21 protein-coding genes, 1 tRNA gene and 1 other RNA gene are annotated in these 26,364 nt (G+C 63.1%); 13 read left to right on the top strand and 10 right to left on the bottom strand.

Annotated features, from left to right (window positions below; all coding sequences use genetic code 11):
• The first annotated feature begins 160 nt into the window (after positions 1-160).
• The gene (locus AC1DCM_RS23575; RefSeq protein ID WP_477519900.1) at positions 161-1,285 is read left to right on the top strand and encodes a hypothetical protein; all 1,125 of its coding nucleotides are present in this window, start codon (positions 161-163) and stop codon (positions 1,283-1,285) included.
• Here the strand turns inward: AC1DCM_RS23575 and recR are convergent.
• The 3 genes from recR to ffs form a co-directional block, all read right to left on the bottom strand.
• Positions 1,239-1,838, bottom strand: a complete 600-nt coding sequence (recR, locus tag AC1DCM_RS23570; RefSeq protein ID WP_216921891.1) for a recombination mediator RecR — start codon at positions 1,836-1,838, stop codon at positions 1,239-1,241. The two genes, AC1DCM_RS23575 and recR, sit on opposite strands and share 47 nt — an antisense overlap.
• A gap of 33 nt (positions 1,839-1,871) precedes the next feature.
• Positions 1,872-5,231, bottom strand: a complete 3,360-nt coding sequence (locus AC1DCM_RS23565) for a DNA polymerase III subunit gamma and tau (RefSeq protein WP_477519899.1) — start codon at positions 5,229-5,231, stop codon at positions 1,872-1,874.
• A 34-nt stretch (positions 5,232-5,265) separates the two neighbouring features.
• Positions 5,266-5,362: signal recognition particle sRNA small type (gene ffs, locus AC1DCM_RS23560), an RNA gene on the bottom strand.
• A gap of 466 nt (positions 5,363-5,828) precedes the next feature.
• On the opposite strand from ffs, the gene AC1DCM_RS23555 reads away from it, so the two are divergent.
• Positions 5,829-6,317 carry a hypothetical protein gene (locus tag AC1DCM_RS23555; protein WP_477519898.1) on the top strand — a complete coding sequence of 163 codons (489 nt, stop codon included), beginning with the start codon at positions 5,829-5,831 and terminating at the stop codon, positions 6,315-6,317.
• 14 nt (positions 6,318-6,331) lie between these two features.
• Here the strand turns inward: AC1DCM_RS23555 and AC1DCM_RS23550 are convergent, their stop codons facing one another.
• Positions 6,332-6,655, bottom strand: a complete 324-nt coding sequence (locus AC1DCM_RS23550; RefSeq protein WP_477519897.1) for a hypothetical protein — start codon at positions 6,653-6,655, stop codon at positions 6,332-6,334.
• A gap of 303 nt (positions 6,656-6,958) precedes the next feature.
• On the opposite strand from AC1DCM_RS23550, the gene AC1DCM_RS23545 reads away from it, so the two are divergent.
• Positions 6,959-7,043 (top strand) — tRNA-Ser (locus tag AC1DCM_RS23545).
• 61 nt (positions 7,044-7,104) lie between these two features.
• Here the strand turns inward: AC1DCM_RS23545 and AC1DCM_RS23540 are convergent.
• The gene (locus AC1DCM_RS23540; RefSeq protein ID WP_477519896.1) at positions 7,105-8,034 is read right to left on the bottom strand and encodes a LysR substrate-binding domain-containing protein; all 930 of its coding nucleotides are present in this window, start codon (positions 8,032-8,034) and stop codon (positions 7,105-7,107) included.
• A gap of 123 nt (positions 8,035-8,157) precedes the next feature.
• Between AC1DCM_RS23540 and AC1DCM_RS23535 the strand changes: the two genes are divergently transcribed.
• Positions 8,158-11,619 carry a bifunctional proline dehydrogenase/L-glutamate gamma-semialdehyde dehydrogenase gene (locus AC1DCM_RS23535; RefSeq protein WP_477519895.1) on the top strand — a complete coding sequence of 1,154 codons (3,462 nt, stop codon included), beginning with the start codon at positions 8,158-8,160 and terminating at the stop codon, positions 11,617-11,619.
• A gap of 186 nt (positions 11,620-11,805) precedes the next feature.
• Here AC1DCM_RS23535 and AC1DCM_RS23530 read toward each other — a convergent pair whose 3' ends face one another.
• On the bottom strand, positions 11,806-12,729 hold the full coding sequence (locus tag AC1DCM_RS23530) for an oxygenase MpaB family protein (protein ID WP_477519894.1): 924 nt from the start codon (positions 12,727-12,729) through the stop codon (positions 11,806-11,808).
• A gap of 90 nt (positions 12,730-12,819) precedes the next feature.
• Positions 12,820-14,259: an MFS transporter gene (locus tag AC1DCM_RS23525; protein ID WP_477514475.1), complete on the bottom strand. Its 1,440-nt coding sequence runs from the start codon at positions 14,257-14,259 to the stop codon at positions 12,820-12,822.
• A gap of 96 nt (positions 14,260-14,355) precedes the next feature.
• Between AC1DCM_RS23525 and AC1DCM_RS23520 the strand changes: the two genes are divergently transcribed.
• The 4 genes from AC1DCM_RS23520 (at position 14,356) to AC1DCM_RS23505 (ending at position 18,262) form a co-directional block, all read left to right on the top strand.
• Positions 14,356-14,733, top strand: a complete 378-nt coding sequence (locus tag AC1DCM_RS23520; protein WP_442004331.1) for a MarR family transcriptional regulator — start codon at positions 14,356-14,358, stop codon at positions 14,731-14,733.
• A gap of 197 nt (positions 14,734-14,930) precedes the next feature.
• The gene (locus AC1DCM_RS23515) at positions 14,931-16,556 is read left to right on the top strand and encodes a M23 family metallopeptidase (RefSeq protein ID WP_477519893.1); all 1,626 of its coding nucleotides are present in this window, start codon (positions 14,931-14,933) and stop codon (positions 16,554-16,556) included.
• Positions 16,557-16,655: 99 nt separating this feature from the next.
• Positions 16,656-17,138, top strand: a complete 483-nt coding sequence (locus AC1DCM_RS23510; RefSeq protein ID WP_442018676.1) for a glutathione peroxidase — start codon at positions 16,656-16,658, stop codon at positions 17,136-17,138.
• A 140-nt stretch (positions 17,139-17,278) separates the two neighbouring features.
• Positions 17,279-18,262: a phosphodiesterase gene (locus AC1DCM_RS23505; protein WP_477519892.1), complete on the top strand. Its 984-nt coding sequence runs from the start codon at positions 17,279-17,281 to the stop codon at positions 18,260-18,262.
• On the opposite strand, the gene AC1DCM_RS23500 is transcribed toward AC1DCM_RS23505, so the two are convergent.
• Both AC1DCM_RS23500 and AC1DCM_RS23495 read right to left on the bottom strand, forming a co-directional pair.
• The gene (locus AC1DCM_RS23500) at positions 18,240-19,769 is read right to left on the bottom strand and encodes a stealth family protein (protein WP_477519905.1); all 1,530 of its coding nucleotides are present in this window, start codon (positions 19,767-19,769) and stop codon (positions 18,240-18,242) included. The two genes, AC1DCM_RS23505 and AC1DCM_RS23500, sit on opposite strands and share 23 nt — an antisense overlap.
• Before the next feature lie 123 nt (positions 19,770-19,892).
• Positions 19,893-20,813, bottom strand: coding sequence for a Cof-type HAD-IIB family hydrolase (locus AC1DCM_RS23495; RefSeq protein ID WP_477519891.1), 921 nt, complete (start codon positions 20,811-20,813; stop codon positions 19,893-19,895).
• A gap of 137 nt (positions 20,814-20,950) precedes the next feature.
• Here AC1DCM_RS23495 and AC1DCM_RS23490 point away from each other — a divergent pair, with 137 nt between their 5' ends.
• Both AC1DCM_RS23490 and AC1DCM_RS23485 read left to right on the top strand, forming a co-directional pair.
• On the top strand, positions 20,951-21,250 hold the full coding sequence (locus tag AC1DCM_RS23490; protein ID WP_062069994.1) for a type II toxin-antitoxin system VapB family antitoxin: 300 nt from the start codon (positions 20,951-20,953) through the stop codon (positions 21,248-21,250).
• Positions 21,243-21,917 (top strand): LytR C-terminal domain-containing protein, encoded by a 675-nt coding sequence (locus AC1DCM_RS23485; RefSeq protein WP_477519890.1) that lies wholly within the window; start codon positions 21,243-21,245, stop codon positions 21,915-21,917. The genes AC1DCM_RS23490 and AC1DCM_RS23485 overlap by 8 nt, the downstream gene beginning before the upstream one ends.
• A gap of 102 nt (positions 21,918-22,019) precedes the next feature.
• Here the strand turns inward: AC1DCM_RS23485 and AC1DCM_RS23480 are convergent, their stop codons facing one another.
• Positions 22,020-22,706, bottom strand: a complete 687-nt coding sequence (locus tag AC1DCM_RS23480; RefSeq protein ID WP_477519889.1) for a TetR/AcrR family transcriptional regulator — start codon at positions 22,704-22,706, stop codon at positions 22,020-22,022.
• Positions 22,707-22,866: 160 nt separating this feature from the next.
• On the opposite strand from AC1DCM_RS23480, the gene AC1DCM_RS23475 reads away from it, so the two are divergent.
• The 3 genes from AC1DCM_RS23475 to AC1DCM_RS23465 all read left to right on the top strand — a co-directional run bounded on the left by AC1DCM_RS23475 (position 22,867) and on the right by AC1DCM_RS23465 (position 26,362).
• The gene (locus AC1DCM_RS23475) at positions 22,867-23,865 is read left to right on the top strand and encodes a LacI family DNA-binding transcriptional regulator (RefSeq protein WP_477519888.1); all 999 of its coding nucleotides are present in this window, start codon (positions 22,867-22,869) and stop codon (positions 23,863-23,865) included.
• A gap of 181 nt (positions 23,866-24,046) precedes the next feature.
• On the top strand, positions 24,047-25,381 hold the full coding sequence (locus AC1DCM_RS23470) for an extracellular solute-binding protein (protein WP_442018681.1): 1,335 nt from the start codon (positions 24,047-24,049) through the stop codon (positions 25,379-25,381).
• Between the two features lie 36 nt (positions 25,382-25,417).
• Entirely contained in the window at positions 25,418-26,362 is a 945-nt protein-coding gene (locus tag AC1DCM_RS23465) for a carbohydrate ABC transporter permease (protein WP_442018682.1), read from the top strand.
• The last annotated feature ends 2 nt before the right edge of the window (positions 26,363-26,364 follow it).

Raw genomic sequence — 26,364 nt, 5'->3', positions numbered from 1 at the left:
AACTCCAAATTCCAAATTTGAGCACGCCTGCGTAGCTTATTTGGCCAGTTTATCGCCGTGTTGTCTCACCACAGGAATTGTGACCACATGGCGGCCACACAGGCGTTTCGGCAGCAGGTCCACGGGCGTACGATCCCTTTTATGAGCATTGCGTGGTGCCATGGCCTGGGTTCCTGAGGACCCGGACGATCCCGGGCCAGCGCGCAGCGATTCGGAATACGAAGTGATCGGCGGCGGCGTCATCGACGACCGGTTTCCGCGGCGTGACGGGACCGCGGGCAGTGAACACAGGCTGAACCATCAACCTGGGATCGCTGACATCCTTGGAGCCGCTGTGCGGGAGGCCTGGGATGACTGCCGCACGTCCTTGCGATCGTGGTGGTTCTGGTTGGCCTGCGCGTGCGCCCTGATGCTCGCCTGGGCGACGGCCGCAACTGTGGTCGCCTTCGGCGAAGCCAACGGATGGTTCGAATCGAGCCTGCCAAGCGCCATTTACATTTTGATGGCCGGATTGATGGCAGTCGTTTCGGCACTCCTCGGGGCAATATGGGGCTTCCGTCAATTAGGTCGAACATTCGTCGGCGTGCTGTTCACCGCATTCTTCCGCGGGGCGGTCTTCGCAGTGCCATCGGGCATCGTGCTGCTCGCGGTGGGCGTGGCCGTCGGCGGGCCGATCGCGTTGGCGGGTGCCGGCGTCGTGGTTGTTGTCCTTGAAATTGTGTTGTTTGGACTTATAGGTGCCGGTGCCCGCGCATGCTCTGGCCGAACGGCGGCAGGTGTTGCCCTGGCTGCTGCGCTGGTGGCGTTCCTGTGCCTGGGCAATGTAGCAGCCACCATTGCGCTGCTGCCCGGGACCGTCGTGATGGACCAAGCGTCAGTGCCCATCAACGTGGAGCGGGACGACAACGGACGGATCACAGCGTACGAGTGCGTTGGGCGTCTCCGCCCCGTGGAAGTGACGCATACAGAGCGGGTTGCTTGGCTGGCAGCTTCCAACCCCATCCTGCTCTTCGGTAGCATCGCCGCGGAGGCGCTCCCCAAGGAGCATGAATTGGCATGGGTGTTGTCCGGCCTGCAGTGGGCAGCGGATGGACCGAGCCGTGATGTTCCGTGTATCGGAGGGGAATCAAGTGATCAGCTTGCGCCTCCGGTGCCCATCGCCCTCACCGGCCTCGTGATTCAGGCAGTGGTCGCTGCCTTGGTGCTCCTGCCAGGGCGCTGGTTGTCCTCACGCCGCCTTATGTCAGCGCGTTCCGGCGGCCCTCAAACGCCCGCCCAAGCGTGACTTCATCGGCGTACTCAAGGTCCCCGCCCACTGGCAGGCCGGAAGCCAACCGCGTGACCGTGATCCCGATCGATTTGAGCATGCGGGCCAAATAGGTAGCCGTGGCCTCGCCCTCAAGGTTTGGATCCGTAGCGATGATGATTTCCTGGATGGCGCCATCGTTGAGGCGTGTGAGGAGTTCGCGGATCCGCAACTGCTCCGGGCCAATGCCGGCGATCGGATTGATGGCTCCACCCAGCACGTGATACCGGCCGCGGAATGAGCGCGTGCGCTCGACAGCAAGAACGTCCTTGGATTCCTCAACCACGCAAATGACCGACGGATCCCGCCTCGGGTCGCGACAAATGTTGCACATTTCCTGCTCGGTGACGTTGCCGCACACAGTGCAGAACTTGACCCGTTCCTTCACCGTGGTGATGGCCGTAACGAGCCGTTTCATGTCCTCGGGATCGGCCTCAAGGATGTGGAACGCCAGGCGCTGTGCCGATTTCGGGCCCACACCGGGAAGCCGGCCGAGCTCGTCAATCAGCTCTTGAACTGCACCTTCGTACAAAATGTCCTCGTTTGTTTGGTATCAATGCTGTCATCAGCGGGGTTGCAGGGGAGAACCATCCAAGGCGCGCTCTTCGATCAGCTTTCCGCCCAGAATACGCTCCACGGCAGCACGCCCAAAGACCCTCGATTCCTCGATCGTCTCGTCCTCCGGGCTGGGGATGTCCTCAGGTGCCGGCTCCGGCCGGGCATGGGTCCGCACGGGCGCCTGCACCCGCCCGGCCTGGGCTTCTGGGCTGTTGGTCAAGCGCTGGTAAAGGCTCTGGCGGGCCGAAGGACCGCCCGACGGCGCGCCCTCCTCAAGCGTCGCAACGGAGCCACTGGCGTGTTGGGTTTCCGTAGCTGTGATGGGCCATGCGGCAGGCGCTTGGGTCGCCTGGGCAGGTATGGTGCCGGGCCAGCTCGACGCCGGAGCGACGTCCCAGCCCGAAGAGCCGTTTTGCTCCGCTTTGGTCAGGTGGCCATACGTCGTGGTTGCTGCGTCAGCCGTGTTCGCTGGGACGTGCGCCGCCGTTGCTTGCGCCGCTGGGGCTTGCCTGTCGGTTGGGGCCTGCCAGTCCGGGGCTTGCGCCGTGGCCGGTTCGTAGTCGGGGTTGCTCGACACACCCGTGTCGGCCTCAACTGGAGCCTGTGGTTTGGCACCCACGTTGGAGTCGGTCCCGACCACCCACGTGCCCGGCGCTTGTTCCACTGCCCGGGACCAGGGGTCGTGGGAAGCGTCCGCTTCTGAGGTTTTGACAGCTGTAGTGACCGGCGATGCGGGGGTGTGCTCCGCAGGGGTGTCCTGCCCTGGGGTTGGGTGGTCAGGGGTTCGGCGGTCACCGGTTGCCTGCGATGAGGCTGACGGAGCCGGACGTTCCGAGGAAGCCGGCGCCTGAGCGGTGTTCGGACCGGAAAAAGCGGGTGATGGTTCCCAATCCATTGGCGGTTCTTCGTCCAACGGTGGTGCATCTTCGTCGAGCGGAGGACCCCAATCCTCGTCAGGGTAGGAGTAGTCTCCAGTCGGCTCCAAAGCGGTAGCAGGCGCGCGTGTCTCTGCAGGTGCTTGGGCGGCCGGTGCTGGCGTCTCTGGATAGGCAGGTGCTGGTGCGGCTTGCTGCGCGGGTTCTGGCGTCGTCCACTGGGCAGGTTCTGGCGCAGCACTGAGAACCATGGCTTCCCTATGCGGCGCGTCCGTTGCCGAAGCAGAAGCGGAGGGTGCCGGCGTCGTGGGTTCTTGCTGAGCCGGGGCGTGCACAACGGCGGGGACTGCCTCCGGCCCGGCGGGAACCGGTGGGGCTGCCTGAGGGCCAGCGGGTGCCAAGCCCCAGGCAGAGTCGACCGACGAAACAGGGGTCGGGGCAGGGGCAGGCGCGGCCGGCACTGGCACGTCCGGCACCGGGACAGCTGGCGCTGGGCTTGGGGCCGGCGCTGCCGAGAGTGATGCTGATGGTGATGTCGACGGTGCTGTGGTGCCAGGTGACGCCGGAAGATCCCGGCTAGTAGGTGCTTTTGGGTTTGGCTCAGAGCTCGCTGAGCTGTTGCCGCCAGCCACTGCGACGATCTGGCAGTCGATGCCGATGGTCTTGTGGATTGCCTGGCGAAGGTTCTCGGCGTGATCCGCGCGCCCAAAGGCACCGGCGAGCCCGGCCGTGGTGAAGGCGAGTGTCAGCACTTGACCGTCGAACTGGGCAACCTGGGCATTCGGTTCGACCAAGGCCCAGGTGCTGCGCTTGATCTTGGTCAGCGTCTGCAGGACTTCGGGCCAGGCGCGACGGAGGGCTTCGACGTCTCCACCAGCGGCTGGCGCTGGCCGGGACGCCGGGGCTGGCTGCGAAGCTGGTGCGGTCTGCGAGGCGGGTGCAGTCTGCGGAGCCGGTTGCGGTGCGATGGGAGGGGCCGTCGCAGCGGCAGGCTTCGTCGAGGGAGCATTCTGGACAGGACGCTGTGCAGCCGTCGACTCGTCCACGGGCCAGTCGTTGGTCGAGACGCGCGGAGCGGAGAGTGGCTCCCGCGACACGGGCGCAGACGACGTTTCCGACACAGGTACAGGTGCTTGAACTGGTGAAGAGGCAGGTGCAGGTGCCTGAACTGGTGCAGGTGCAGGTGCTGGCGCCGCCGTCGGGACCGATACAGCTGCCGCCGGTGCTTGCGGGGGAGCGGACTGGGCAACGGGGGCAACCGCCGGTGAAGAAGCCGCGGCGGATGGCGTGCCGGACGCGACAGCCGGAATCCCGGCGTCGCCGGCGTAATTCAGCCGACGCTCCACGCGGTCGATCCGGGCCGCAATGCCCCGTTCTGTTTCCTCGGAGCTGGGCAGCAGGATCCGCGCGCAGAGAAGTTCCAAGTGCAATCGCGGGGACGTGGCTCCGGTCATTTCCGTGAGCGCCGTGTTGGTGACATCGGCCGCGCGGGAAAGCTCTGCAGCACCCAGGTTTGTGGCCTGGTTGCGCATCCCGGCAATCTGATCCTCGGGTACGCCGCGGAGGATGGCCTGTGCGCTCTCGGGCATTGCCTGGACGATGATGAGGTCCCGGAAGCGCTCCAGCAGGTCTTCCACGAAGCGGCGAGGATCGTGCCCGGTCTGGATGACGCGGTCAACGGCGCGGAAGACAGTTGCGGCATCGGCGGCCGCGACGGCGTCCACGACGTCGTCCAGCAAGGAAGCGTGCGTGTAGCCGAGAAGCGCGACGGCGAGCTCGTAGTCGAGACCGTTGGGTCCGGCGCCTGCCATGAGCTGGTCCAGCACGGACAAGGTATCGCGGACGGAACCGCCGCCGGCACGGATGACGAGCGAAAGCACGCCCGGAGCCACGGGAACGTTTTCCTGGTGGCAGAGCAGTTCAAGGTACTTCATGAGCGGCTCGGGCGGCACCAGCCGGAAGGGGTAGTGGTGCGTGCGCGAGCGGATGGTGCCGATGACTTTGTCCGGCTCAGTGGTGGCAAAGATGAACTTGATATGTTCCGGCGGCTCTTCGACGATCTTCAGGAGCGCATTGAAGCCGGCCGACGTGACCATGTGGGCTTCGTCGATGATGAAGATCTTGTAGCGGTCCCGCACTGGGGCGAAAGTGGCGCGCTCGCGGAGATCGCGGGCGTCGTCCACGCCACCATGGCTGGCGGCGTCAATTTCAATAACGTCCAGAGATCCGGAGCCGCCGCGCGCGAGTTCGATGCAGCTGGGGCATTTGCCGCACGGGGTGTCAGTGGGGCCTTCGGCGCAGTTCAGGCAGCGTGCAAGGATGCGCGCGGACGTGGTCTTGCCGCAGCCACGGGGGCCGGAGAAGAGGTACGCGTGGTTCACGCGGTTCTTCCGCAGGGCCGTCATCAGGGGCTCAGTGACGTGTTCCTGCCCGATAACGTCCGCGAAAGAGTCCGGGCGATACCTTCGATACAGGGCAGTTGTAACAGTCACAAGTGAAACCTACCTATAGGGACTGACATTTTAAATAAGAGACCCCTCATGCACCCGCCAGAGCCCATCTACCCTTGCTACCTTCCGGTCCTGGGGGAGTTCAACAGGATGACGCCACATGAGGGGCCGTCGACAAGCTTACCTGAACTTGGTTATGGGTTCGAATCGGCTTCAGGAGGCTGTGGAAAACGCTCGACGGCGGGTGGTTGGCGCCCACATTTTGTCGGGGCTGGGTGGTAAACCTCGCACTACTTGAGATGTTCATTTGAGAGGGCGGGACTATGGGGCGGGATGGGTAGCGGGGACTGGGTGGATCCAAGGGATGTGTCCAGTGAGATTCATAAGGACGTGCTCGCCGTGGTTCGTGTCCTCGCCTCGTCCGGATGGAGGTTAAGGCGGCAAGGTCATAAGTTCTACATGTATTGCCCCTGCGGATCTGACGGCGCGCAGTTAGGGGTTGACGGCACTCCTAGGAACTCGAGCCAGCGAGCCAAGATTCTTGCCCGCGACGCGCGTCGGTGTCCAGGTCAGCATGAATTGCTCAGGGGGCGGCGTTAGGTGTTGTCAGTTGTCAACAGGGTGGGCTATGCTGAAACCATGACCACGGAGCAGCCATTCGAAGTACGTCTCCGCCTCGGGGAACTTTCGGAGCAGGTTGAAGACTTGCTCGTGGAGCAACTCGACGCGATAGTTTCCCGCTTGGCCGGCGTTCCGTATGTGACTTTCCTCCAAGATGCCCCCAGCGGTACAGAGGCTGCGCGCCGCCTTCTTTCCCGGGTCCACGATCTCGGAGGGAAGGTTCAGTCCGTCGATTTCGACTACGTCACCCGGAGCGAAATTGCTGAACGGCTGGGTGCAACCAGGCAGGCTGTCGCCCTCTGGGTCGCTGGCGACCGGAAGGCCGGCTTTCCATTCCCTCGCCCAGCCATCCAAGCTGGAGTTTCGCTATGGTGCTGGTCCGACGTCGTGGACTGGGCCACCGTTTCTAACCATGCCGTTGGCGAGGGAGTGAGGCTGCTGTCAGCCGATCAGATCGCAGTAATCAATGGTGAGTTGGCTGCAGGGCGAATGCCCATTTTCGCCTGACGCGCACTTATGGATCACCGCCACCCCCTCACCGGCCACGTCATGAAAGCCGGTTCCTCGTAGGGGTGAGCCGTGCGCAGCGCCAGCACAACGGCGTCGAGCACGTCCTCCTCAACCACGCACTCAACCCGGGTTTCCGGCACCTGCTCGCTGGTTCCGACGTCGCCGATGAACGGCTGTGCGCCCGGCAGGGGAGTGAAGTGACCGGTACCCGGTGACGTAAACGAGCAATGCGAGTAGTCGCCGATCCGTCCTGCACCAGCGTCCCCGATTGCCCTGAGGACGGCTGGAGTGTGGGTCTGGGGAACGTAAACAACCAGGGCGTGGAGCTGCGTCATGGGAACATCCTGTCAGTAACTTCGACTGCAAAGCGGTGCACACCATTGCATATCTGCGGGTCACAGCGGACCATGGGTATGTACACCGATTGGGGCAATCTCAAGATTGTGAGCTGCGGGGCCTGGGGGCGAGGGGCCGGACCCGGCAGCTCAACGGTGATACCGCAAGAATGGGCGCGTTGGGGGCGTCCATTTTTCCGTTAAGGCGGGGTTTTGACCGACGCACCTGGAGGCCTCGCCTGCCCGATTACACGATGCCGAAATTCTCAGGTACAGTAGTATCTGCTTTCGATTCGGAAGCAAGGAGAATTCGCCTAGCGGCCTATGGCGCACGCCTGGAACGCGTGTTGGGTTAACGCCCTCGGGGGTTCAAATCCCCCATTCTCCGCGTTTGGCCCCGGTCCCCAGGACCGGGGCCTTTTGCGTTCCTACTGCCCGGCGTCAACTTGCTACCCCGCATCCACCTGCTGCCCTGCGTCAACTTGCTGCGCAGCGGCCACCCGCTCCAGTACTTCCCTGCACGCAAGAATCGCGGGGTGGATCCGCCCGGCCGTCCTTGTGGACGTGAAGACGGTCCGCGTTGGCAGGCTTGGGAGGTCCAGCAGTTGGACGGGGCGCGTCCGGCCTGTCCAGACGAGGTCCGGCATGAGGGCAACGGCATTTCCGGATTCAATGAGGCGGATCTGCGCCTGAAGGTCGGCTGTTTCGTAACGGACGTCCGGTTCGAAGCCGGCGGATCGGCAGGCCTGCTCAGCCCAGTGTCGGGAGGCGGCGCCACGGGGCTCCATGACCCAGGGCATGTTAGCGGTGTCGGCCAGTGAGGCAACAAGTTCCCCGCCCAGTCCTACCGGGGGAGTGGCCAACCGGATGGCGTCACTGGTCAGCGTTGCCCGGTCCAGCCCCGGGTGATGCGGCGCGGCGTGCCCGGGATATTGCTCCGCCACCACGATGTCGAAGTCGCGTGCCCAGGTTTCGTAAAGGGCCGTCTCGGGTTCGCGCTGGGTCATTTCCACGCGCACTTCCGGATACTCCTGGCGCATGATGCTGAGGAAGTCAGGCAGGAGCGCGAGTGCGGCCGACTGGAACACTGCCAACCGGACCGTTCCTGTGACTGTGGACAGCGACGCGGCCAGTTCGGTTTCGGCGCGTTCCAGTGTCTCCAGGAGGGCGGCGGTGTGTGCAACCAGGATCTCGGCTTGAGGTGTCAGCTGCACCCGGCGGCCAGCCTTGCGAAGCAGTTCGACGCCTGCTTCCTTCTCCAGCAGGGTCAGTTGCTGGGAAACGGAAGAGGGGCTGTACTGCATGGCATCGGCCACCTCAGCGAGCGTTCCGCGGATCTTCAATTCGTGCAGCAAACGCAGCCTGCGGACGTCCAGCAAGGCGGCCTCCAAAGGATCGGGATGGGTAATGAATATTCGTCAGAAAAGATCGCTTTTCCTAACGTGATTGTAGATCCATACTGATGGAAACAAACAAACTTCTCCGTCTCAGAAGGAGCTCCAATGACCAGCACCCTCCCGGTTGCCGCCGCCCCGCGCACTCAGGATTCCGGGCAGTTCGATGCACTGGCACAGGAAGCCATCGCGTTGGTCCGCCACTGGCTTACCGAAGCCAGCAAGATTCCCGTGGACGTGTCCGCCCAGCGCCTCGCCGGCGTCTTGAAGGACCCGAATGGCCTTGACTTCACGGTCGGATTCGTCGACGGCGTCATCCGCCCTGAGGATCTTTCGGTCGCCGGCCGCAAGCTCGCCGAGCTGGCCCCGAAGGTGCCCAAGTTCCTCCCGTGGTACATGCGCAGCGCTGTCCGTGTAGGTGGCGTGGTGGCTCCGATCGTCCCGCAGGTTGTCATCCCGATCGCCCGCCGTGTGCTCCGCGAAATGGTGGGTCACCTGATTGTGGACGCCACGGACGCTAAGCTCGGCCCGGCCATCGCCAAGATCCGCCAGGACGGCGTTCACCTGAACGTGAACCTCCTCGGCGAGGCTGTCCTCGGTGAGCACGAAGCCCAGCGCCGGCTGGATGGCACGCTGAAGCTCCTGGCCCGCGAAGACGTTGACTACGTCTCGATCAAGGAATCCTCCACCGTGGCGCCGCACTCCCCGTGGGCCTTCGACGAAGCCGTAGATCACGTGGTGGAGAAGCTCACCCCGCTGTACCGCCTGGCTGCGTCCTTCCCCAAGCCCAAGTTCATCAACCTGGACATGGAGGAGTACAAGGACCTCAGCATGACCATTGCCGTGTTCAAGCGGATCCTGGACATGCCGGAGTTCAAGAACCTCGAGGCCGGTATCGTGCTCCAGGCGTACCTCCCGGATGCGCTCGGTGCCATGCACGAACTCCAGGAGTGGGCCGCTGCCCGCCGCGCACAGGGCGGCGCACCCATCAAGGTCCGCGTCGTCAAGGGCGCCAACCTGCCCATGGAACAGGTAGAGGCGTCCCTGCACGACTGGCCGCTGGCCACGTGGGGCAGCAAGCAGGACTCGGACACCAGCTACAAGAACGTCATCAACTACGCCCTCACCCCGGAGCGCATCGACGCCGTCCGCATTGGCGTCGCGGGACACAACCTCTTCGATGTCGCCTTCGCCTGGTTGCTTGCCAAGCAGCGAGGTGTCACTGAGGGTATCGAGTTCGAAATGCTCCTCGGCATGGCAACCGGTCAGGCCACGGCTGTCCGCAAGGATGTCGGCAGCCTCCTGCTCTACACACCGGTGGTCCACCCGGGCGAGTTCGACGTCGCTATCGCGTACCTGATCCGGCGCCTGGAAGAGGGCGCCAGCCAGGAAAACTTCATGTCCGCCGTTTTCGAGCTCAGTGAAAACGAAGCGCTGTTCAAGCGTGAGCAGCAGCGTTTCCTGAACTCCCTGGCCCGCATGACGGACGAGGTTCCTGGGCCCAACCGCAAGCAGGACCGCCGCCTGCCCGCCGAACCGGCCCCGCTTGAGGGCTTCCGCAACACCCCAGACACAGATCCGGCGCTCCCGGCAAACCGCGCCTGGGGCCGCGACATCCTCAAGCGCATTCCCGGCTCCACCGCCGGCAACAAGATCGTGGAATCCACCAAGGTCTCCGACGCCGCCCAGCTGGATCAGATCATCGCCACCGCCGTGGACCACGGCAAGGCCTGGGGCGCCCGCCCGGCAGCCGAACGCGCCGCAATCCTGCACCGCGCCGGTGACGTCCTTGAGGCCCGCCGCGCTGAGCTCCTGGAGGTTATGGCTTCCGAGACCGGCAAGACCATCGACCAAGGCGACCCCGAGGTCAGCGAAGCAATCGACTTCGCGCACTACTACGCCGAGAGCGCCAAGGACCTGGAAACGGTCGACGGCGCCACCTTCGTCCCAGCCAACCTCACCGTCGTGACCCCGCCGTGGAACTTCCCGGTGGYGATCCCCGCAGGCTCGACGCTCGCAGCGCTCGCCTCAGGTTCCGCCGTCGTGATTAAGCCTGCTAAGCAAGCGCGCCGCTCCGGTTCCGTCATGGTGGATGCGCTCTGGGAGGCTGGCGTGCCGCGTGAAGTCCTGGCGCTCGTGCAGCTTGAAGAGCGGGAACTCGGCACCCAGCTGGTCTCGCACCCGAGCGTTGACCGCGTCATCCTCACTGGTGGCTACGAAACCGCTGAGCTGTTCCGCTCGTTCCGGCAGGATCTGCCGCTGCTTGCGGAAACGTCCGGCAAGAACGCCATCATCGTGACCCCGAGCGCTGACCTGGACCTGGCCGCGAAGGACGTCGTGTACTCGGCCTTCGGCCATGCAGGCCAGAAGTGCTCGGCCGCATCGCTGGTGATCCTCGTGGGCTCGGTGGCGAAGAGCGCGCGTTTCCATAACCAGCTGATTGACGCAGCCCGCTCGCTGACTGTCGGCTACCCGGAGAACGCCACCTCGCAGATGGGACCGATCATCGAGCCGGCCAATGGCAAGCTCTTGAACGCCCTAACAACCCTCGGCGAAGGTGAAAGCTGGGCGATTAAGCCTGAGCGCCTGGACGAGACAGGCCGCCTATGGTCCCCGGGCATCCGTTCGGGCGTCAAGCGTGGCTCCTACTTCCACCTCACCGAGTTCTTTGGCCCGGTCCTTGGCGTGATGACTGCTGAGACCCTCGAGGAAGCCATCGCCATCCAGAACGAGATCGAGTACGGCCTCACCGCTGGCCTGCACTCCCTGGACTCCGCTGAAATGGGCGTCTGGCTGGACACCATCCAGGCCGGAAACCTGTACGTCAACCGCGGCATCACCGGTGCGATCGTCCAGCGCCAGCCGTTCGGTGGCTGGAAGAAGTCGGCCGTTGGCGCCGGAACCAAGGCTGGCGGACCGAACTACCTCATTGGCCTGGGCAGCTGGCTCCCCGCCGAAGCCAAGGCCAAGCGCGGCACCGTACTTCAGGGCGCTGCCGCCCAGGTGCTTGCAGCTGCCAAGTCCGCTGACGTGACGGCCGGGGAGCTCCAGACCCTCCAGCAGTCACTCTTCAGCGACGCCGCCGCCTGGGAATCCGAATTCGGCACCCGCAAGGACGTCTCGGCGCTCTCGGCAGAGCGCAACGTTTTCCGCTACCGCCCGATCCCGGTCACGGTCCGCCTCTCCGAAGGTGAGCGGCTCGCTGAGCTGCTCCGCGTAGTGGCAGCCGGGGCAGTGGCGGGCTCGGCCGTCAAGGTGAGCTCCGCCGTCGTGCTTGAAGATGCTGTGGTGAATGTGTTCGCGAACCTGGGCGTCAGCGTCCGGATCGAGGACGACGCCGCATGGCTGGCTCGTGCAGCAAAGTTCGACGCCGGCCGGATCCGCCTGATTGGTGGCGACTTTGCCGCGCTGAGCGCAGCCATGGGTGGCCGTCCGGATGTTGCCGTCTACCACGGTGAAGTGACGCAGGCCGGCCGCATTGAGATGCTCCCGTTCCTGCGCGAGCAGGCCGTGTCCATTACGGCGCACCGCTTCGGTACCCCGAACCACCTCTCCGATCACCTGATCTAAGGCCTGGCCACGAAGGCCGGGTAGGACGGATTCGTTCCGACCTGCCCGGCCTTCGTTGTTGTCGATTGATCAGGCCCTACGTCCACCACCCACTTTGGCTGGGTTTGAGCCCGACACACCAGGAATTGCGGCGCGGTCAAATGCCTACGGATTCAAAGTGGGTGGTGGCGGTACAAGCCAGGACCATCAGGCCTCCGCATATCCCAGCCTCTGCAGCCGCCGTCGCGCCGCGAGTTCGCTTGGACCATGTGAACCCAGGGCCAGCCGAACCATGCCCAGAACAATGCGACCGGTGGTGATGGCGGGTAAGGGGATTGGACCCAGTCGCGCAGGTCGCAGGCCCAGCATGTCCCGGTACTTGGGTTCAAGGCTTGCGACGGCGGCAGCGAACAGTATCCGGTATCCCGGCAGAAGGAGTGGGCTCAGGGGCGGGCGGCGTATGAAAGCAATGGTTTCCGCCAGCCGGTCATCCGAGCGCAAGATCCCGGAGGCATACCAGTCTTCCAGTTCCTGGCGCACCTGGGCTTCGGTGAGCGGCGGGTCCTCCACGCCCATGAGCCGGCCGGCCTGCGCCCACTCACGGACGTAGGCATCCGCGCCGCCGGGTATCGGGCGGCCCCAGATGCGGTTGGCAGTAAGGAAGGAATCCGCGTAGGTGACATGGACCCAGCGGAGCAGTTCGGGATCATTGGCGGCGTAGGGGCGGTACGCTCCGGTGCCATCCACGTAGCTTCCCCGGACATGCTCGTGGATTTTCCGCACCCGGTACGTTGCTGCCTCAGCAGCTTCCTTGGAGCCGTACGTGACGGTGAAAATCCAGCGCACGGTACTGGCCAGCCGGCCCAGAGGATCTTCCTTGAAGCCGGAGTGCTCGTATACACCCGCAAGCGCGCCGGGATGCAGGGACTGCATCAGCAGGACCCTGATTCCGGCCACGATAGTGGCCATGGAGCCATGCACCGCCCAGACGGCCGAGCCGGGAAGGTGATATCCGGCGTCGTTCCCTTCCGCCAGGCGCGGCACCCACTCGGGTGGCGTTCCGGCCGTTCCCGTGAAAGTGCGTTGAAGTTCGTACCTGTACTCGGTGAGGTAATTCCTCATGCATCCCATGAGACCGCTCTTCGCGGAACCTGTACAGAGCAATTTGTGTACAGCTCCTGCCCTGCGGAGGCGGCGGAAAGGGCAGGAGCCGTACCCACACTAGGAGCGGATGCGGCGCCTTGACGGTGCTGCTGCCACCAGCAGGGCCGCGATGGCGACGGCGGCACTGAGGATGAGGCCCGGGCGGTACTGTTCCAGCATGGCCTGGGCGCTGACGGTTCCAGCCGCCTTTCCGTGGCCGCTCACCAATGCGGTGGTGACTGCCAGGACCAGTGCTGCCCCCACCTGGGTGCTGGTCTGGATCAAACCGGCAGCCAGGCCTTGCTCAGAGTCCTTGATGCCTGTGGTGGCCTGAACGTTGATGGACGGGAAGGCCAGAGCGAATCCGATGCCCAGCAGGATCACCGAGGGCAGGATGTCCAGGGCGTAGTTGGGCGTGGTGCCCACCCGGAGGAACAGGACGTAGCCCAAGCCAAGTGCCGTGAGGCCCGTGAGGATCAGTTGGGTGGCACCGAATTTCTCGATCAGCCGGTCAGCAAAAGGTGCACTCGTGGCCACCAGCAGTCCGGCGGGCAGCAGGGCCAAAGCCATGCCCAAAGGCGTCCAACCGAGCACCGACTGCAGGAACATGGTGACGATGAACTGGAAACTCAGGTAGGAACCGAAAAGCCCCACTGCGCTGAGGTTGGCCCGGGCCACCCAGCCTTCCTTGAGGATGCCGAAGCGGATCAGTGGGTGCTTGACCTTGTTCTCGATCACCGCGAAGGCTGCAAGGACCGCTGCAGATACTGCGAATCCGGCGATAGTTGCCACAGATCCCCAGCCCTGCTCCGGCGCTGAAACCAGCGTATAGACGAGGCCGAGCATGCCCAGCGCGAGCGTCACGGCACCCCAGATGTCATGCCCGCTGTTTTCTGCGGACGGCTTGTCTTTCGGAATGAACTTCATGCCCAGCAGGACAACGGCGACGGCGATCGGCACGGACACCAGGAACGTCCACCGCCAGCTCAGGCTGGTCATTAGTCCACCGACCACAAGGCCCAATGAGAAGCCGCTGGCGCCGAACGTGGTGAAGATGGAGAGGGCCTTGTTGCGCTCGCGGCCCTCGGCGAAGTTAGTGGTGATGATCGAGAAACCTGTTGGCGCGGTGAACGCTGCGGCGAGGCCCTTGACGAACCGGGTGGCGATCAGGATGGCGGGATCATCCACGAGGCCACCGAGGAGTGAGGCTGCAGCGAATACCGCCAAGGCGATGAGGAATATGCGACGGCGGCCCAGCAGGTCCGCGAGTCGGCCGCCCAGGAGCAGGAGGCTTCCGTAACCCAGGACGTAGGCGGAGACGATCCACTGGAGGGAATCGGTTCCGAGGTTGAGTTCATGTCCGATGGAAGGCAGGGCCACGCCAACCATGGAAACATCCAGCCCGTCCAGGGCGAGGACGGTGCAGACAACCATCAGCAACAGCCACTGGGCGCGCGTCCAACGTACGGCTGCAACCACGGTCTCGGCGGATCTTTGAAGGGTGGTGGGTGATGTCATGCCACCAAGCTATATGACACGTCATTGAATGACAAGGAATATGACGCAGAATATTATGACGTGGATTCTAATGGCGGGATGGACTAGAATCGGGGCATGGCAACGACGCGTGACCGCCAACTCGTTGAGCAGTGGCGAAGCATTCAGGACTCCTACTTCCGCACCGCAGGAGCCATTGACCGCGCCTTGGAAGCCAAGTTCGATATCGGCTTGAACGAGTTCGAAATCCTGGACCTCGTGGCAGAAAGCACTGACGCCGCTTGCCGCATGAAGTCTTTGGGGGAGCGCACCCCCATGACCCAAAGCGCCGTGTCCAAGGTGGTGGACAGGCTGGAAAAAGCAGGGCTGGTCTCCCGCCAAACGTGCGCCGATGATCGTCGCTCCCTGTTTCTTGAACTCACAGAAGCCGGCCGCGCGTTGCACGAATCCGCCGCGGTGGAACACCGTGCACTGCTCAAGGAAAACCTCGGCTAAGGCGTCGTCCCCGAATCTCAAGATCCCTTGAGCAAAAACTGAGGAAACCCTGCGCTTCACTGGGGCCGGAAAGCCTTTATTTTCATTTTGATTCCCGCAACAATGGTGCTTGCACGCCAGGCTGGGGTTTGGTGCCGCTGGCTTTGGGGAGTGTTCTTGTGGGCAAGCATAGTGAATCTTACCGATATGTAGACTTGGTGCGCACCGACGGTTTTCGTCGCATGCTCATCGCCGGAATCCTGGCAGCCGTAGCCTTTTTCGCTTTTGGTTTCCAACCCCTGAATTCCGTCTCTACCGGCTCCGTGGATGGTTCTGTGGCGCAAGGCGTCGTTGGACCTTTCTCGCTTGGCAGCCTAGTGCCGCCAGAAGCCGAAACAACAGTGATCGACACCATGCCTGAGCCGCCGGCCCAAGAGGCTGGCACGCCCATGGTCTACTTCGACCGTGCACTTGTCCGGACAGTGGCCAAGGACGGATCGTCCGGCCTGACGGTCGCTTCGTCAGGCTTGTCGCGTCCACCAACCGGCAGCCTTTACGCGCCGCTGGAAGTCCTCAATCCGAGCTCTCCGTACGGCTACCGCTACAGCCCGTTGACCGGACTTCCCGGCGAGTTCCACTGGGGCCAGGATTACGCCGCGGCATGCGGCACACGCGTCTACGCCGCCGACGCCGGAGTGGTCAAGGCCGTCGGCTGGCACCCTTGGGGTGGAGGCAACCGTGTTGAGATCGAACACGGCAACGGCCTGGTCACCACGTACAACCACCTTCAAGGGATTGGTGTTACCCAAGGCCAGTCCGTGCGAGTCGGAGAAGTCATCGCCGAGGTAGGGACCACAGGGTGGTCCACTGGTTGCCACCTGCACTTTGAGACGATCGTAAACGGCCTGCACACCAACCCCAACGGCTGGATCTACTTGCCGCTCCGGCAGATCGATCCGCTGCAGAACATCACCATGGTGAACTACCAGCCTGGAGTTGGAACAGGCGTCTCTGCCTCGCCGCAGTGGGCTGTGCCGGTGTCAGACAGCAGCAACCGGGCCGTTATAGGTGGCGACAACGAAGAGAGCGTTGCTCCGCCGGTGATCACACAGCCGGGCACTTCGGGCACGACGCCGCCTGTCACCTCGGGCACGACGCCGCCTGTCACGCAGACGCCACCCGCCACTTCGGGCACGACGCCGCCTGTCACGCAGGCTGTCACACCAACTCCGACGGCCACGCCAACGCCAACCCCGACAGGGACGGCAACGCCTACGCCAACGGCTACAGCGACACCAACCGCGACGGCAACGCCAAGCCCGACGGCGACTTCCACGCCGACGCCGACGCCGACGTCCACTACAACGGCGCCTGGCACGACGACGCCTGGTACGACAACACCTGGCACAACGACTACTGTGCCCAGCACGTCGCCGGTGGCTCTCAACACCGCCACCCCGCCCGCCGTCGTCGAGCCCGTGGCGCCGGTCGCGCCCGTGGCGCCTGTTGCTCCCGCAGCGCCCGTGAATCCGGCCCCTGCTCCAGTAGCCCCTGCGCCCGCACCGGTGGCTGTTGCACCAGCCCCCGTGGTAGTTGCGCCAGCGCCGGTAGTTGTAGCACCGGCGCCCGTGGTGGTTGCTCCCGCCCCGGCCGTGGTCACTCAAACCGTGGCGCCCGTGGCTCCCGTGCCGGCGGCCCCCGTGCCCAGCCCCGCGGCAGTGCTTCCGTCAACGCCTCCGGCAGTGGTTCTTCCGCCTGGATACATCCTCATTGGCCCGGACAAGGTCCAGCGGCCGGACGGCGTGATCGTGCCGTTGTCTTCGCTCATCCTTCCCGCGTCATAAGCCAGCGAGCGTAGGTACCCCTAGGTTTCATGGCTGCGGCAGCTCCCGTAAGCTCGATGGCGGCAATCCCGCCAGACGACGTCGTCAGGAAGCGATCACATGAGAACCCTGTACAGCATTCCCCTCACCTTCAACGATGGCTCTGAAGCAGACTTCGGACGCTTTGAAGGGAAAGCGGTGCTGGTGGTGAACGTGGCCTCCGAATGCGGCTTCACGCGCCAGTACGCGGGCCTTGAGGAACTCTACGGAAAGTACCGCGAGGACGGCCTGGAAATCCTTGGCGTCCCCTGCAACCAGTTCGGCGGCCAGGAGCCCGGCGCCGACGAGGAAATCGCGGAGTTCTGCGAACGCAACTTTGGCGTCTCTTTCCCGCTCACCAGCAAGGCCAACGTCCTGGGCAAAGAGCAGCATCCGTTGTTTGCCGAGCTGACCCGGGATGAGTCCGGGCAGCCGGTCAAGGTCAAGTGGAACTTTGAAAAGTTCGTCATAAACCGTGACGGCGAGCTGGTTGCACGATTCCCCTCAACGGTTGAACCTGACGCGCAGGAACTGGTTGACGCCGTTGAAAAGGCTTTGTCATAAGAGTCCTCGAATTCGAAAGGAGAAAGAAATTTTCCAACATTCCGCCGGCAGTTGGCCTCTTGTTGGCTTGTTGTCTGGTTGGATTGGAAGTACTGGAATGACACGGGAGACGCCGTCTCCCACCAAACGCTAAGGCAGCTATGGAGCTCATCGAGGCCGAGTACCCCAAACCAGGTCATGTGCTTTTGCACTTGAGCGATCTTCACTTGGTGGCCGGTCCAGACACACTTCATGGTTCTGTTGACAGCGCTGCCAGGCTCCAGGAGATCTGCGATCAGATCATTGCCTCCAGGATCAAGCCAGAGGCCATCATCTTCACCGGAGACCTTGCGGACAAGGGCGAGTTCCGAGCCTACAAACGTCTCCGCGAAATGATTGAGCCTGTGTGCGATGCGCTCGGAGCGAAGGCCATTTGGGCCATGGGCAACCACGACAACCGCGCGAACTTCCGTTCCGCCTTCCTGGATGCATCCGTAGCGAGCCGGCCGCAGGATCCTGTGGACCGCAGCTACTTCGTCAACGGGCTCCGGATCATCACCCTGGACACCACGGTCCCCGGACACCACCATGGCGAGTTGTCCGAATCCCAGCTTCAGTGGCTGGCTGACGAGTTGGCCACTCCCGCCCCGGACGGCACCATACTTGCCCTTCACCATCCGCCGGTCCCGTGCGTCCAGGACCTGGCCGTGTTGGTGGAGTTGCGCGGCCAAGCCGCCCTGGCCGCCGTCGTCCGAAACACAGACGTCCGCACCATCCTGGGTGGCCACCTGCACTACTCGACGACGGCGAGCTTCGCCGGCATCCCGGTATCCGTCGCCTCAGCTACCTGCTATACCCAGGACCTGGGGGTGCGTGCTGGCGGACAGCGCGGACGTGACGGAGCGCAGTCGTACAACATGATCCACGTCTACGAGCACACGATCGTGCATTCCGTGGTTCCGATGTCCGGTGGCGTCACAGTTGGCGAGCCCTTGGATGCAGCCGAGGTTCAGCGGCGGCTGGGAGCGGCCGGCATCCGCATTCCGCACGAGTCCCGGGTGGGGGCCCACACGTCGCCGGGCACGCACACCTCCTCGCTTCCGCTTGTTTCTCCCGGTGGCTTTACTTCTCCCAAGGTGCCTTAACCGGGAAGTACTTCTCCAGGAAGTCGGTCACCAGGTCTGCTCGTTCATTCGCCTCGACTTCGGGGAAACTGCCGTCATTCAGGCAGAAGAAGTCCATGTGGCGCTTTGCGAGCAGCTTGGGCAGGTAGTGCAGTCCGGCCCACATGGTGGAGTCCACATACCTGACCTTGGCGTTGGTCTGCGTAACGGCGCGGCCCGTGAGCAGTGCGTAGTAGTGGTAGAACGAGTTGGTCACTGAAATGTTGTCGGCGGCCCGGAACCGGCTGCCAGCGGTCTTCGCGAACTCGGCGGGAAATTCCTTCTCCATCTGGGCCACCACGCTCCGGCGCAGGGGAGCGGCTGTGTGTTCCAGGTGCCTGGTGGTGATCCGTCCGAAGCGTTCCCACAGCAGCTTGCGGTTGACACGTGCAGCGTTCTCGAAGCCACTGCGTTCGGCATCGTTCTCTCCGAGCCCAATTCGCGTGTCAGCCTCGATGAACTTGGTGATTCCTCCGGGCGTGAAGAACATGTCCGGGCCAACGGGACGGCCGAAGAACATGTCGTCGTTGGAGTAGAGGAAGTGCTCGGACAGTCCCTCGATGTGGTGCAGCTGGCACTCCACGGCTTGCGAGTTGTGGGTGGGCAACACTGACGGATCGGCGAAGAACTCTTCGCTGCGCACGATCGTCACCGAGGGGTGGTCGGCCAACCACGCCGGGGCGGGCGAATCGGTGGCGATGAAGATCCTGCGGATCCACGGTGCAAACATGTGTACCGAGCGCAGCGCATACTTCAGCTCGTTGATCTGCCGGAAGCGTGCCTCATGGTCGTCGCCCTCGCCGAGGACAGCCCCAGACTGCTGGGCGCGCCTCCTGGCGATGTATTCGGGGTCGCTGCCATCCACCCACGAGAAGACGATGTCGATGTCGAAATCGATGTCGCTTGCATGGTCAGCGAACATGTTCTCGATGGTCGGCCAGGTGAGGCCGTGGCGCTGCACGGTACCGCGAATGGCGTCCTGGCGCAGCATGGTGCGCCGGGTCAGGGAATTCTCCACGGGGAGTTCAAGGTGGTCGCCTTCGAACCTCCACAGTTCCAACTGGACACCAAGGGCAGGGCCGTACCAAAGCCCGCCGCCGAGCTCCACCCTGGGCCGGTACAAGCGGAAGATCCGTGCCTTCCGGTTGGCCGAGAGTTCGCCATCTGCCACCAGGACCGAGGTTTTCTTCTTGGCATCGACGGTCATGGAGTAGAACGGCTCATTGCGGAAGGCARCAACCAGGGCCTCGCGCACATCCTTGCGCGACTCCCAGTCGACGGCGATGACCGGCCTTTCGTCGTTGCCACGCACCAGGATGAAGTCCACGCCGGCTGCGTCCAAGGCAGCGCGGATGGCCAGGAGGTCAGCAACCATGGCCTGCTGGGGCGTGAGGTCGCCGTTAAGGAGGGCGTATCGCCCGCGGTGACGGACGACGTCGGACCTGTGCTTCAGGTGGGCAACGACGGCAGGTGAGACCGCCTCGGCGATCGCATCTTCCTCTACGGTGGGGCTGCCGTGGTAAATCGGATCGACCTGTGCTTGAGTGATGGCTTTTCTCCGTACTGTTGTGAGTCGTTACTGTTGTGAGTCGTTTCTGGGGAATGCAGGAGTCTAAATGGCGAGGGCGTCGCGCCAGCTGCGCAGGAAGGCTCCGCCGGCGTCGTCGTGAATGACGTCGTCCGCCAGCTCGAGGTCAGCGGCGGTAAGAATGGTGTAAGGCTTCACCGGAACGCCGTCTGCGGGCCGGACGTCCACGTGCTTCACGTCGTGGTCGTTGTGGTGAAGCCAGTCTGCCATGGCGTAGTCCGTACGGGAATCACCTACTGTGCGCCAGGAGAGTGGGGTGATTCCCTGGGCGGCCAACAATTCCACTGCCCGGCTGGCGCCAAGGTCCTTGCCCAAGCGGACGGATTCGATGTCCGTGGAAATGATGGTGGGGTCCAGTCGGTAGTCCACGGTGTCATCGGACTCAGGGGCGTGGTGGTCCAGGATGGCGGCGTTCAGGCCGTGGCGGCCCATGATGTTCAGGGCATCGGCGTCGAAGAGTTTTTGCTCGGCCAGGTAATCTTCGCTGGCCACTTCAAGGTGCTGTTCAACGGAGACCATGGCGCGCTTGGTCTCATCGAAGAACATATGCGCGGAGTAGTCCTCGGCAACGAGCCTGCGGATGTCATCCCCGTATGCCTTGGGAACGGCGAGTTCGTGGTCCACGTGGATGGGGCCAGGACCGGCGGCGGTGTAGCTGAACCACACGGCGCCCTTTTCGCAGATGGCGTGGATGATGGTGTCGGCCGGCATTCCAGCAGCGATCATCGGCCCCATGACCTGTTCGCTGATGAAGGCATCCGAGCGGCCTGTGTTGAAGATGACGGGTATGCCGGCCGAAGCCAGCGCCACGAGGTCTGCGATGATATCCGGCTTGACGTCGCGCGTCACAGGGCTGGCGATGGGGCCGTCGACGTCCAGCAGCAGCGCGAGGGCTGGGGCCGTGTGGGCAGCGGTCCGGTCGGTACCTTGGAGCGATTGAGTCATGCCCCTATTCTGTCAGTCCCCGAGGTGTGCATCACAGCTGTGACGCCAGACGTTCGGATAGTCACCGTTTGGCCACAACCTGCGTGTGCCGGGGGTCACAAGTTCCGTTAGCGCAGCAACTTCCATAGGCTTGCAGGGTGATCTTCAAAGCTGTGGGCGAGGGACGCCCGTACCCTGACCATGGATATTCCGCGCCCCGTGACTGGGCTGCCCTTCCACCGCGGCCCGTTCGCCTCGACGAACTTGTGACCACCAAGCGCACCCTTGATCTGGAGGCGTTACTGGCAGAAGATTCTACGTTTTTTGGCGATTTGTTCCCGCACGTGGTTCAGTACCAGGGCGTGCTGTACCTCGAAGATGGGCTGCATCGGGCAGTCCGCACCGCGCTCCACCAGAGGACGGCCATCCACGCACGCGTGCTGGTGATCGATGGCTAGGCAGCGCAAGCGTCCCAAAGATGTGACGCAGTTGCACGGGCACCATGTGGTGACCGGACCGGAGCTTCGTGCCACCTTCGCCGAGGACGCACGTGCCCAACGCAGCCGCTTCCGGCGCCGGGTCTTCCACGCCATCGTTCTTGTCCTGCTGGTTGGTGTCATAGCCGCCGGAGCAATCGGCGCCTGGGCCATCATGAACGGCGTCATCAGGATTCCGACGGCGATCGCCAGCAAGGCGCCCACCAGCCTCTGCCCCACCACCACGTTCGATTACGTGCCGAACGAAACCGTGAATATCAAGGTCTTCAACGCCACATCGCGTGCAGGCCTGGCAACTACTGTTGCCGACGAGTTCAAAGCACGGGGGCACAAAGTCCTATCCGTGGACAACAGTGATACTGCCTACTCGGGGATCGGCGTGGTGGTTTCAGGAGTCAAAGGCCAAGCAGCTGCATTCAACATCCAGCGGAATTTGGCCGGAACGGATTACTTCCAGGACAACCGCGAAGACGAATCAGTGGACGTAGTCCTCACCCGTGGCTTTCAGGGCTTGGTGGAACCGCAGCTCGTGGATCAGACTCCCGGCAAGCTCAGCTGTCCGCGTGAGGACCTGAGGATTGCGGATACTTCCCGATGGCCGATCATCCCCACTCGCCCGGCTCAGTAGGGCGGGACAGTAGGCCGGGCTGACGACGCGTAGGCTGATTTTCGCCACGCAAAGTGGTGGGCGATGCCCTGATTTGGGTGTCGCCGCCCTGTTGCTCTGGCGTTAGCCGGCCAGGGTGTCAGGGACTGCACCATCCACGCGGATGGGCTTACCTGCCTCGTCGAACTGCGCTCCCGCACCTAGCTGGATGAACCGCACCGTTTGCGCTGTCTGGAGCTCGACGTCGGAGGCTGGGGCAGGCGGGGGAGTCTCGCCGTCGGGCGTTCGGTTGCGTCGTGCGGCGCTTGCTGAGAGTGTGCCGTGGATGAGCCGCGCCAACTGGGCGACATCCGTGTCCGGCAGGTAGCCCTGCTGGACGCCGTCAGTCAGGATGTCCTGGAGGAGGACGTTGAGATCGCCCACATGATCCGCGAGCTTAGCGAACGAGGCTGGCGATAAGACGGCGGCCATCGCTGGCCCCGGCGGAAGGTGGCGGCGCCTGAGGTCCTCTACCTGGGCGCGGACGTAGAGGGCCAGCCGGTCCACCGGGTTATCAAGGGCTGCAAGCGATTCGCGAAGGTCCACGATGAAGCGCTCGGTTTCATCCAGCGCGTAAGCAATGAGCAGTTGCTCCATGTCTGCGTAGTAGTTGTAAACGGCAGTGCGGCCAACACCTGCGTGGCGCGCGACGTCCGTCATGGTGAGGCCGGGCAGGCCATGGGTAAAGAGGAGCTCGCCAAAGGCGGTCAGAATACGGCGTTGGGTCTCGGCGCGTTGGGCAGCATTCGTGGCGGCCGTGATCCTGGGCATATAGACACTTTACAATGATGTGTCACCAAGTCCTGCCAATTGGTGTACACCTGGCGCCCTTGGAGGCCTGCCGGGGCGCGTTAGGTTCAGACAAACTCGCGTAACATCGTGGGAACCGGACTCGAACTTCACCCGGACACTAAATTCACAAGGGGGACTGTTGCGGGCAACGGTCAAGGATGTGGCACGCCGCGCGGGCGTGTCGCCGAAAACCGTCTCGAACGTCATGAACGGGATCGTGCCGGTCAGCGCTCCAACGCGGCTCAGGGTTGAGCAGGCAATGCAGGAGCTGGACTACGTTCCCAACCTTTCCGCCCGCGGACTCCGCAACGGCCGCTCCGGTGTGATCGCCTTGGCCTTGCCTGACCTGGCCACCCCGTTCTCCGCTGAGATAGCGCAGAGCATTGTGGAAGTAGCCCACGAGCAAGGCTGGAGCGTCCAGATCGAGGAAACCGGTTCGGACCCGCAGCGCGAGCAGGAGTTGATGACCCGCGCGCGCTCCAACCTCATCGATGGGCTCATTCTCAATCCGGTGGTGCTGGATGAAAGTGCCGTCAAGGTTGGGGTGGCCTTGCCTCCCGTGGTGCTGCTGGGCGAAGTGAGCCAGGAGCTTGCGGACCGGGTTTATGTGGACAGTTTCGCGGCGGCACGGGATATGACGCTGGCCCTGGCCAAATCCGGGCGTCGGCGTATCGCCGTGCTCGGCATAAACAAGACCAGGCAGTCTGCCACGTCGATTCAACGCAGACAGGGCTACGAGGCTGCACTCCAGATCCTCGGGATCCCCTTGGATGAATCCCTGCTGATTTCCTGCTCGCCTTGGACGCCTGGAGCTGCAGCCGAATCACTGACCCGCTATCTGGATTCCAACCCGCTGCCGGAGGCGCTGTTCTGCTTCACGGATTCGCTGGCCATTGGAGCCCTCAATACGCTGTGGAAGAGGGGCGTCCGTGTTCCTGATGACGTCGCGGTGGCCGGTTTCGACGACGTCATGGATGGGCGCTACGCAGTTCCCTCGCTGACCACCGTATCTTTCGACAAGCGGACCATTGCCACCGAAGCGCTGCGCCTGCTCACTGAGCGTGTGGCGGACAGGGGCCACGGACAACGCGTCGTCACGGTGGACTACACCATTGTAGAGCGGGACAGCACGGGCTAAGCGGCCTTTCAAATTTAAGTGTGTGCGCTAACAATTTCTCTTGCCTCAGATATTACAACGATGTAATGTGAGAGCCGCGTCACCCCCGGGTCACCCTTTTACCCGGCAGTGGAGATGCACCGAAGCCGGATTTGCGCAGCAGTTGTGTCCTTTTCAGCGGACCCTTCCAAAGGAGTGACGGGTGAAGCAGTTTGAATCTTTGACCGGGAAACAGTTGTCCCGGAGACAGTTATTAACGGGATCGGCCCTCCTCGGAGGCGGGCTTCTGGCCACCAGCCTCACAGGCTGTGGAGGTACAGCCGGAGCTGCATCCGTGCAGACCATCAACTTCTGGCATCTCCTCTCCGGAGGTGACGGCACCAAGATGCAAGCCATGATTGCCAACGCCAACCAAGCCAATCCCGGCTTCAAGGTGCACCCCACCGTGTTGGCGTGGGGTCCTCCGTACTACACCAAGCTGGCCATGGCATCTGCCGGGGGCCGACCTCCTGAGGTAGCTATTATGCACGCCAGCCGGGTCCCGGGATATGCCCCGGGCGGCCTCATAGAGCCTTGGGATCTGGGGCTGCTCGCGGAGAATGGCATCACGCCGGAGAACTTCGCGCCGCGCATCTGGGAAAAGGGCCAGCAAGATGGGAAGGTTTTCTCCATCGCGCTGGACTCCCACCCGTTCATCATGTTCTACAACACAGACGTCGCCGGTAAAGCCGGGCTCCTGGAAAGTAATGGCCAGTTGCAGGAGGTCAGTTCGCCTGGCGAGTTCAAGGCCATGGCACTGGAGATGCAAAAGATCACCAAGGCCCACGGATTGTCCTTTGGCTACCTGAACCTGGGCTCGCAGATGTGGCGGCTGTTCTACACGCTCTACAAGCAGCACGGAGCGGAAATTGTCCTCACGCCCGGCCGGCAGATGGAGGCGGACAGGGACGCTGCGATCGAATCGCTGGAGTTCATGGCCTCGCTCTTCGACGACACCATCGCGGCCAAGAGCGGCGACATCAACACCGGTATCGCAGAATTCGTCCGTGGCGATTCGGGAATGCTCTTCAGTGGTGGCTGGGAATTGCCCACCATGAAGAAGGCAAAGTTGCCGGTTGACGCCGCCACCATCCCCACTCTTTATGGGACACCGGCCTCCTACGCCGACTCGCATTCCTTCGTCCTCCCGCGGCAGCTCGCGGTAGATGAAGCGAAACGGAAGGATGCGTACAAGTTCGTCAGTGACGTTCTGAAGGGTTCGCTGTTGTGGGCTGAGGCCGGCCATATCCCGGCCTACCAGCCGGTGGTTCAATCGCCGGACTACGGGAAGCTCACGCCGCAGATCCACTACGCCAACGCGGCGGACATCATCGCCTACGATCCCGAATCCTGGTTCAGCGGCTCGGGATCGGACTGGCAGACCTACTTTGCCGAGCATATCCAGAACGTGCTTCTGGGGCGCGACAAAGCAAGCACAGGGTGGGATGGCTTCGTGGCCCGCACCAACGACCTTCTATCCCGGCCCAACCCGGTCTGACCGGTACCAGCGCACCGAGCGACAAAGGAGTCCTTCATGAGTTCCTCTACACTGTCCCGGCAGACAAGCCAACCACGGACAACACCCAGCCCAGGCAAGGCCGGGCTATCTCTGCGAAGAAGCAGGGACAATGTGAACGGATGGGCCTTCGCAACCCCGTTCCTGGTGTTCTTCCTCGTCTTCCTCGTTTGGCCCATTCTGTACGGCTTCTACATGAGTCTCACGGGCAAATCCCTGACAGGCGCCAACGACAGTCTCATCGGCTTTGCAAACTACGCTGAAGCCTTTGCCGATGCCGGCATGTGGCGTTCATTGGGCAACACCCTGTACTTCACAGTCATCAGCACTGTCCCCCTGGTGCTGGTTGCGTTGGTGATGGCGGCGCTCCTGAATATCGGCCTTCCAGCCCAGTGGCTATGGCGGCTTTCCTACTTTGCACCGTTCCTGTTGGCTTCCACGGTTGTGTCGTTGTTCTTCGTCTGGATGTACAACCCGCAACTGGGTTTGATCAACGATTTCCTGTCAAAGTTCGGAATACCAAAAGTCGGGTGGCTGAACGATCCCAATGTGGCCATGTGGTCAATCGTGATCGCGACACTCTGGTGGACGGTGGGCTTCAATTTCCTTCTCTACCTGGCGGCAATGCAGAACATCCCCGTCCAGCACTATGAGGCAGCGTCACTGGATGGTGCCGGCCCTTGGCGGCAATTCTTCTCCATCACTCTGCCGCAGCTCACGCCCACCACCGTAATGATCGTGTTGCTCCAGATCCTGGCTTCCCTGAAGGTCTTTGACCAGATTTACCAGATGACAGCCGGGGGTCCGGGCGGATCTACCCGTCCCGTGGTCCAGTACATCTTCGAAACCGGGTTCACCGGATACCGGCTGGGGTATTCCGCAGCTATCTCCTACATCTTCTTCGGACTGATTGTGCTGGTTTCCGCGCTGCAGTTCGTCATCACCCGCCGCAGGAGCGCATAGCC

The sequence above is a fragment of the Paenarthrobacter sp. 10N417 genome (assembly GCF_056394745.1).
Note: the sequence above shows the minus strand (reverse complement) of the source record. Positions and strands in the feature narration are given on the sequence as shown.

Excerpts from the sequence above, each read along its gene's own strand:
- AC1DCM_RS23520 (WP_442004331.1), top strand. The coding sequence starts at position 14,356 with ATGGCAACGACGCGTGACCGCCAACTCGTTGAGCAGTGGCGAAGCATT.
- AC1DCM_RS23555 (WP_477519898.1), top strand. The coding sequence starts at position 5,829 with ATGACCACGGAGCAGCCATTCGAAGTACGTCTCCGCCTCGGGGAACTT.
- AC1DCM_RS23575 (WP_477519900.1), top strand. The coding sequence starts at position 161 with ATGGCCTGGGTTCCTGAGGACCCGGACGATCCCGGGCCAGCGCGCAGC.
- AC1DCM_RS23485 (WP_477519890.1), top strand. The coding sequence starts at position 21,243 with ATGGCTAGGCAGCGCAAGCGTCCCAAAGATGTGACGCAGTTGCACGGG.
- AC1DCM_RS23505 (WP_477519892.1), top strand. The coding sequence starts at position 17,279 with ATGGAGCTCATCGAGGCCGAGTACCCCAAACCAGGTCATGTGCTTTTG.
- AC1DCM_RS23465 (WP_442018682.1), top strand. The coding sequence starts at position 25,418 with ATGAGTTCCTCTACACTGTCCCGGCAGACAAGCCAACCACGGACAACA.
- AC1DCM_RS23480 (WP_477519889.1), bottom strand. The coding sequence starts at position 22,706 with ATGCCCAGGATCACGGCCGCCACGAATGCTGCCCAACGCGCCGAGACC.
- AC1DCM_RS23525 (WP_477514475.1), bottom strand. The coding sequence starts at position 14,259 with ATGACATCACCCACCACCCTTCAAAGATCCGCCGAGACCGTGGTTGCA.
- AC1DCM_RS23495 (WP_477519891.1), bottom strand. The coding sequence starts at position 20,813 with ATGACTCAATCGCTCCAAGGTACCGACCGGACCGCTGCCCACACGGCC.
- AC1DCM_RS23510 (WP_442018676.1), top strand. The coding sequence starts at position 16,656 with ATGAGAACCCTGTACAGCATTCCCCTCACCTTCAACGATGGCTCTGAA.
- AC1DCM_RS23550 (WP_477519897.1), bottom strand. The coding sequence starts at position 6,655 with ATGACGCAGCTCCACGCCCTGGTTGTTTACGTTCCCCAGACCCACACT.
- AC1DCM_RS23530 (WP_477519894.1), bottom strand. The coding sequence starts at position 12,729 with ATGGGATGCATGAGGAATTACCTCACCGAGTACAGGTACGAACTTCAA.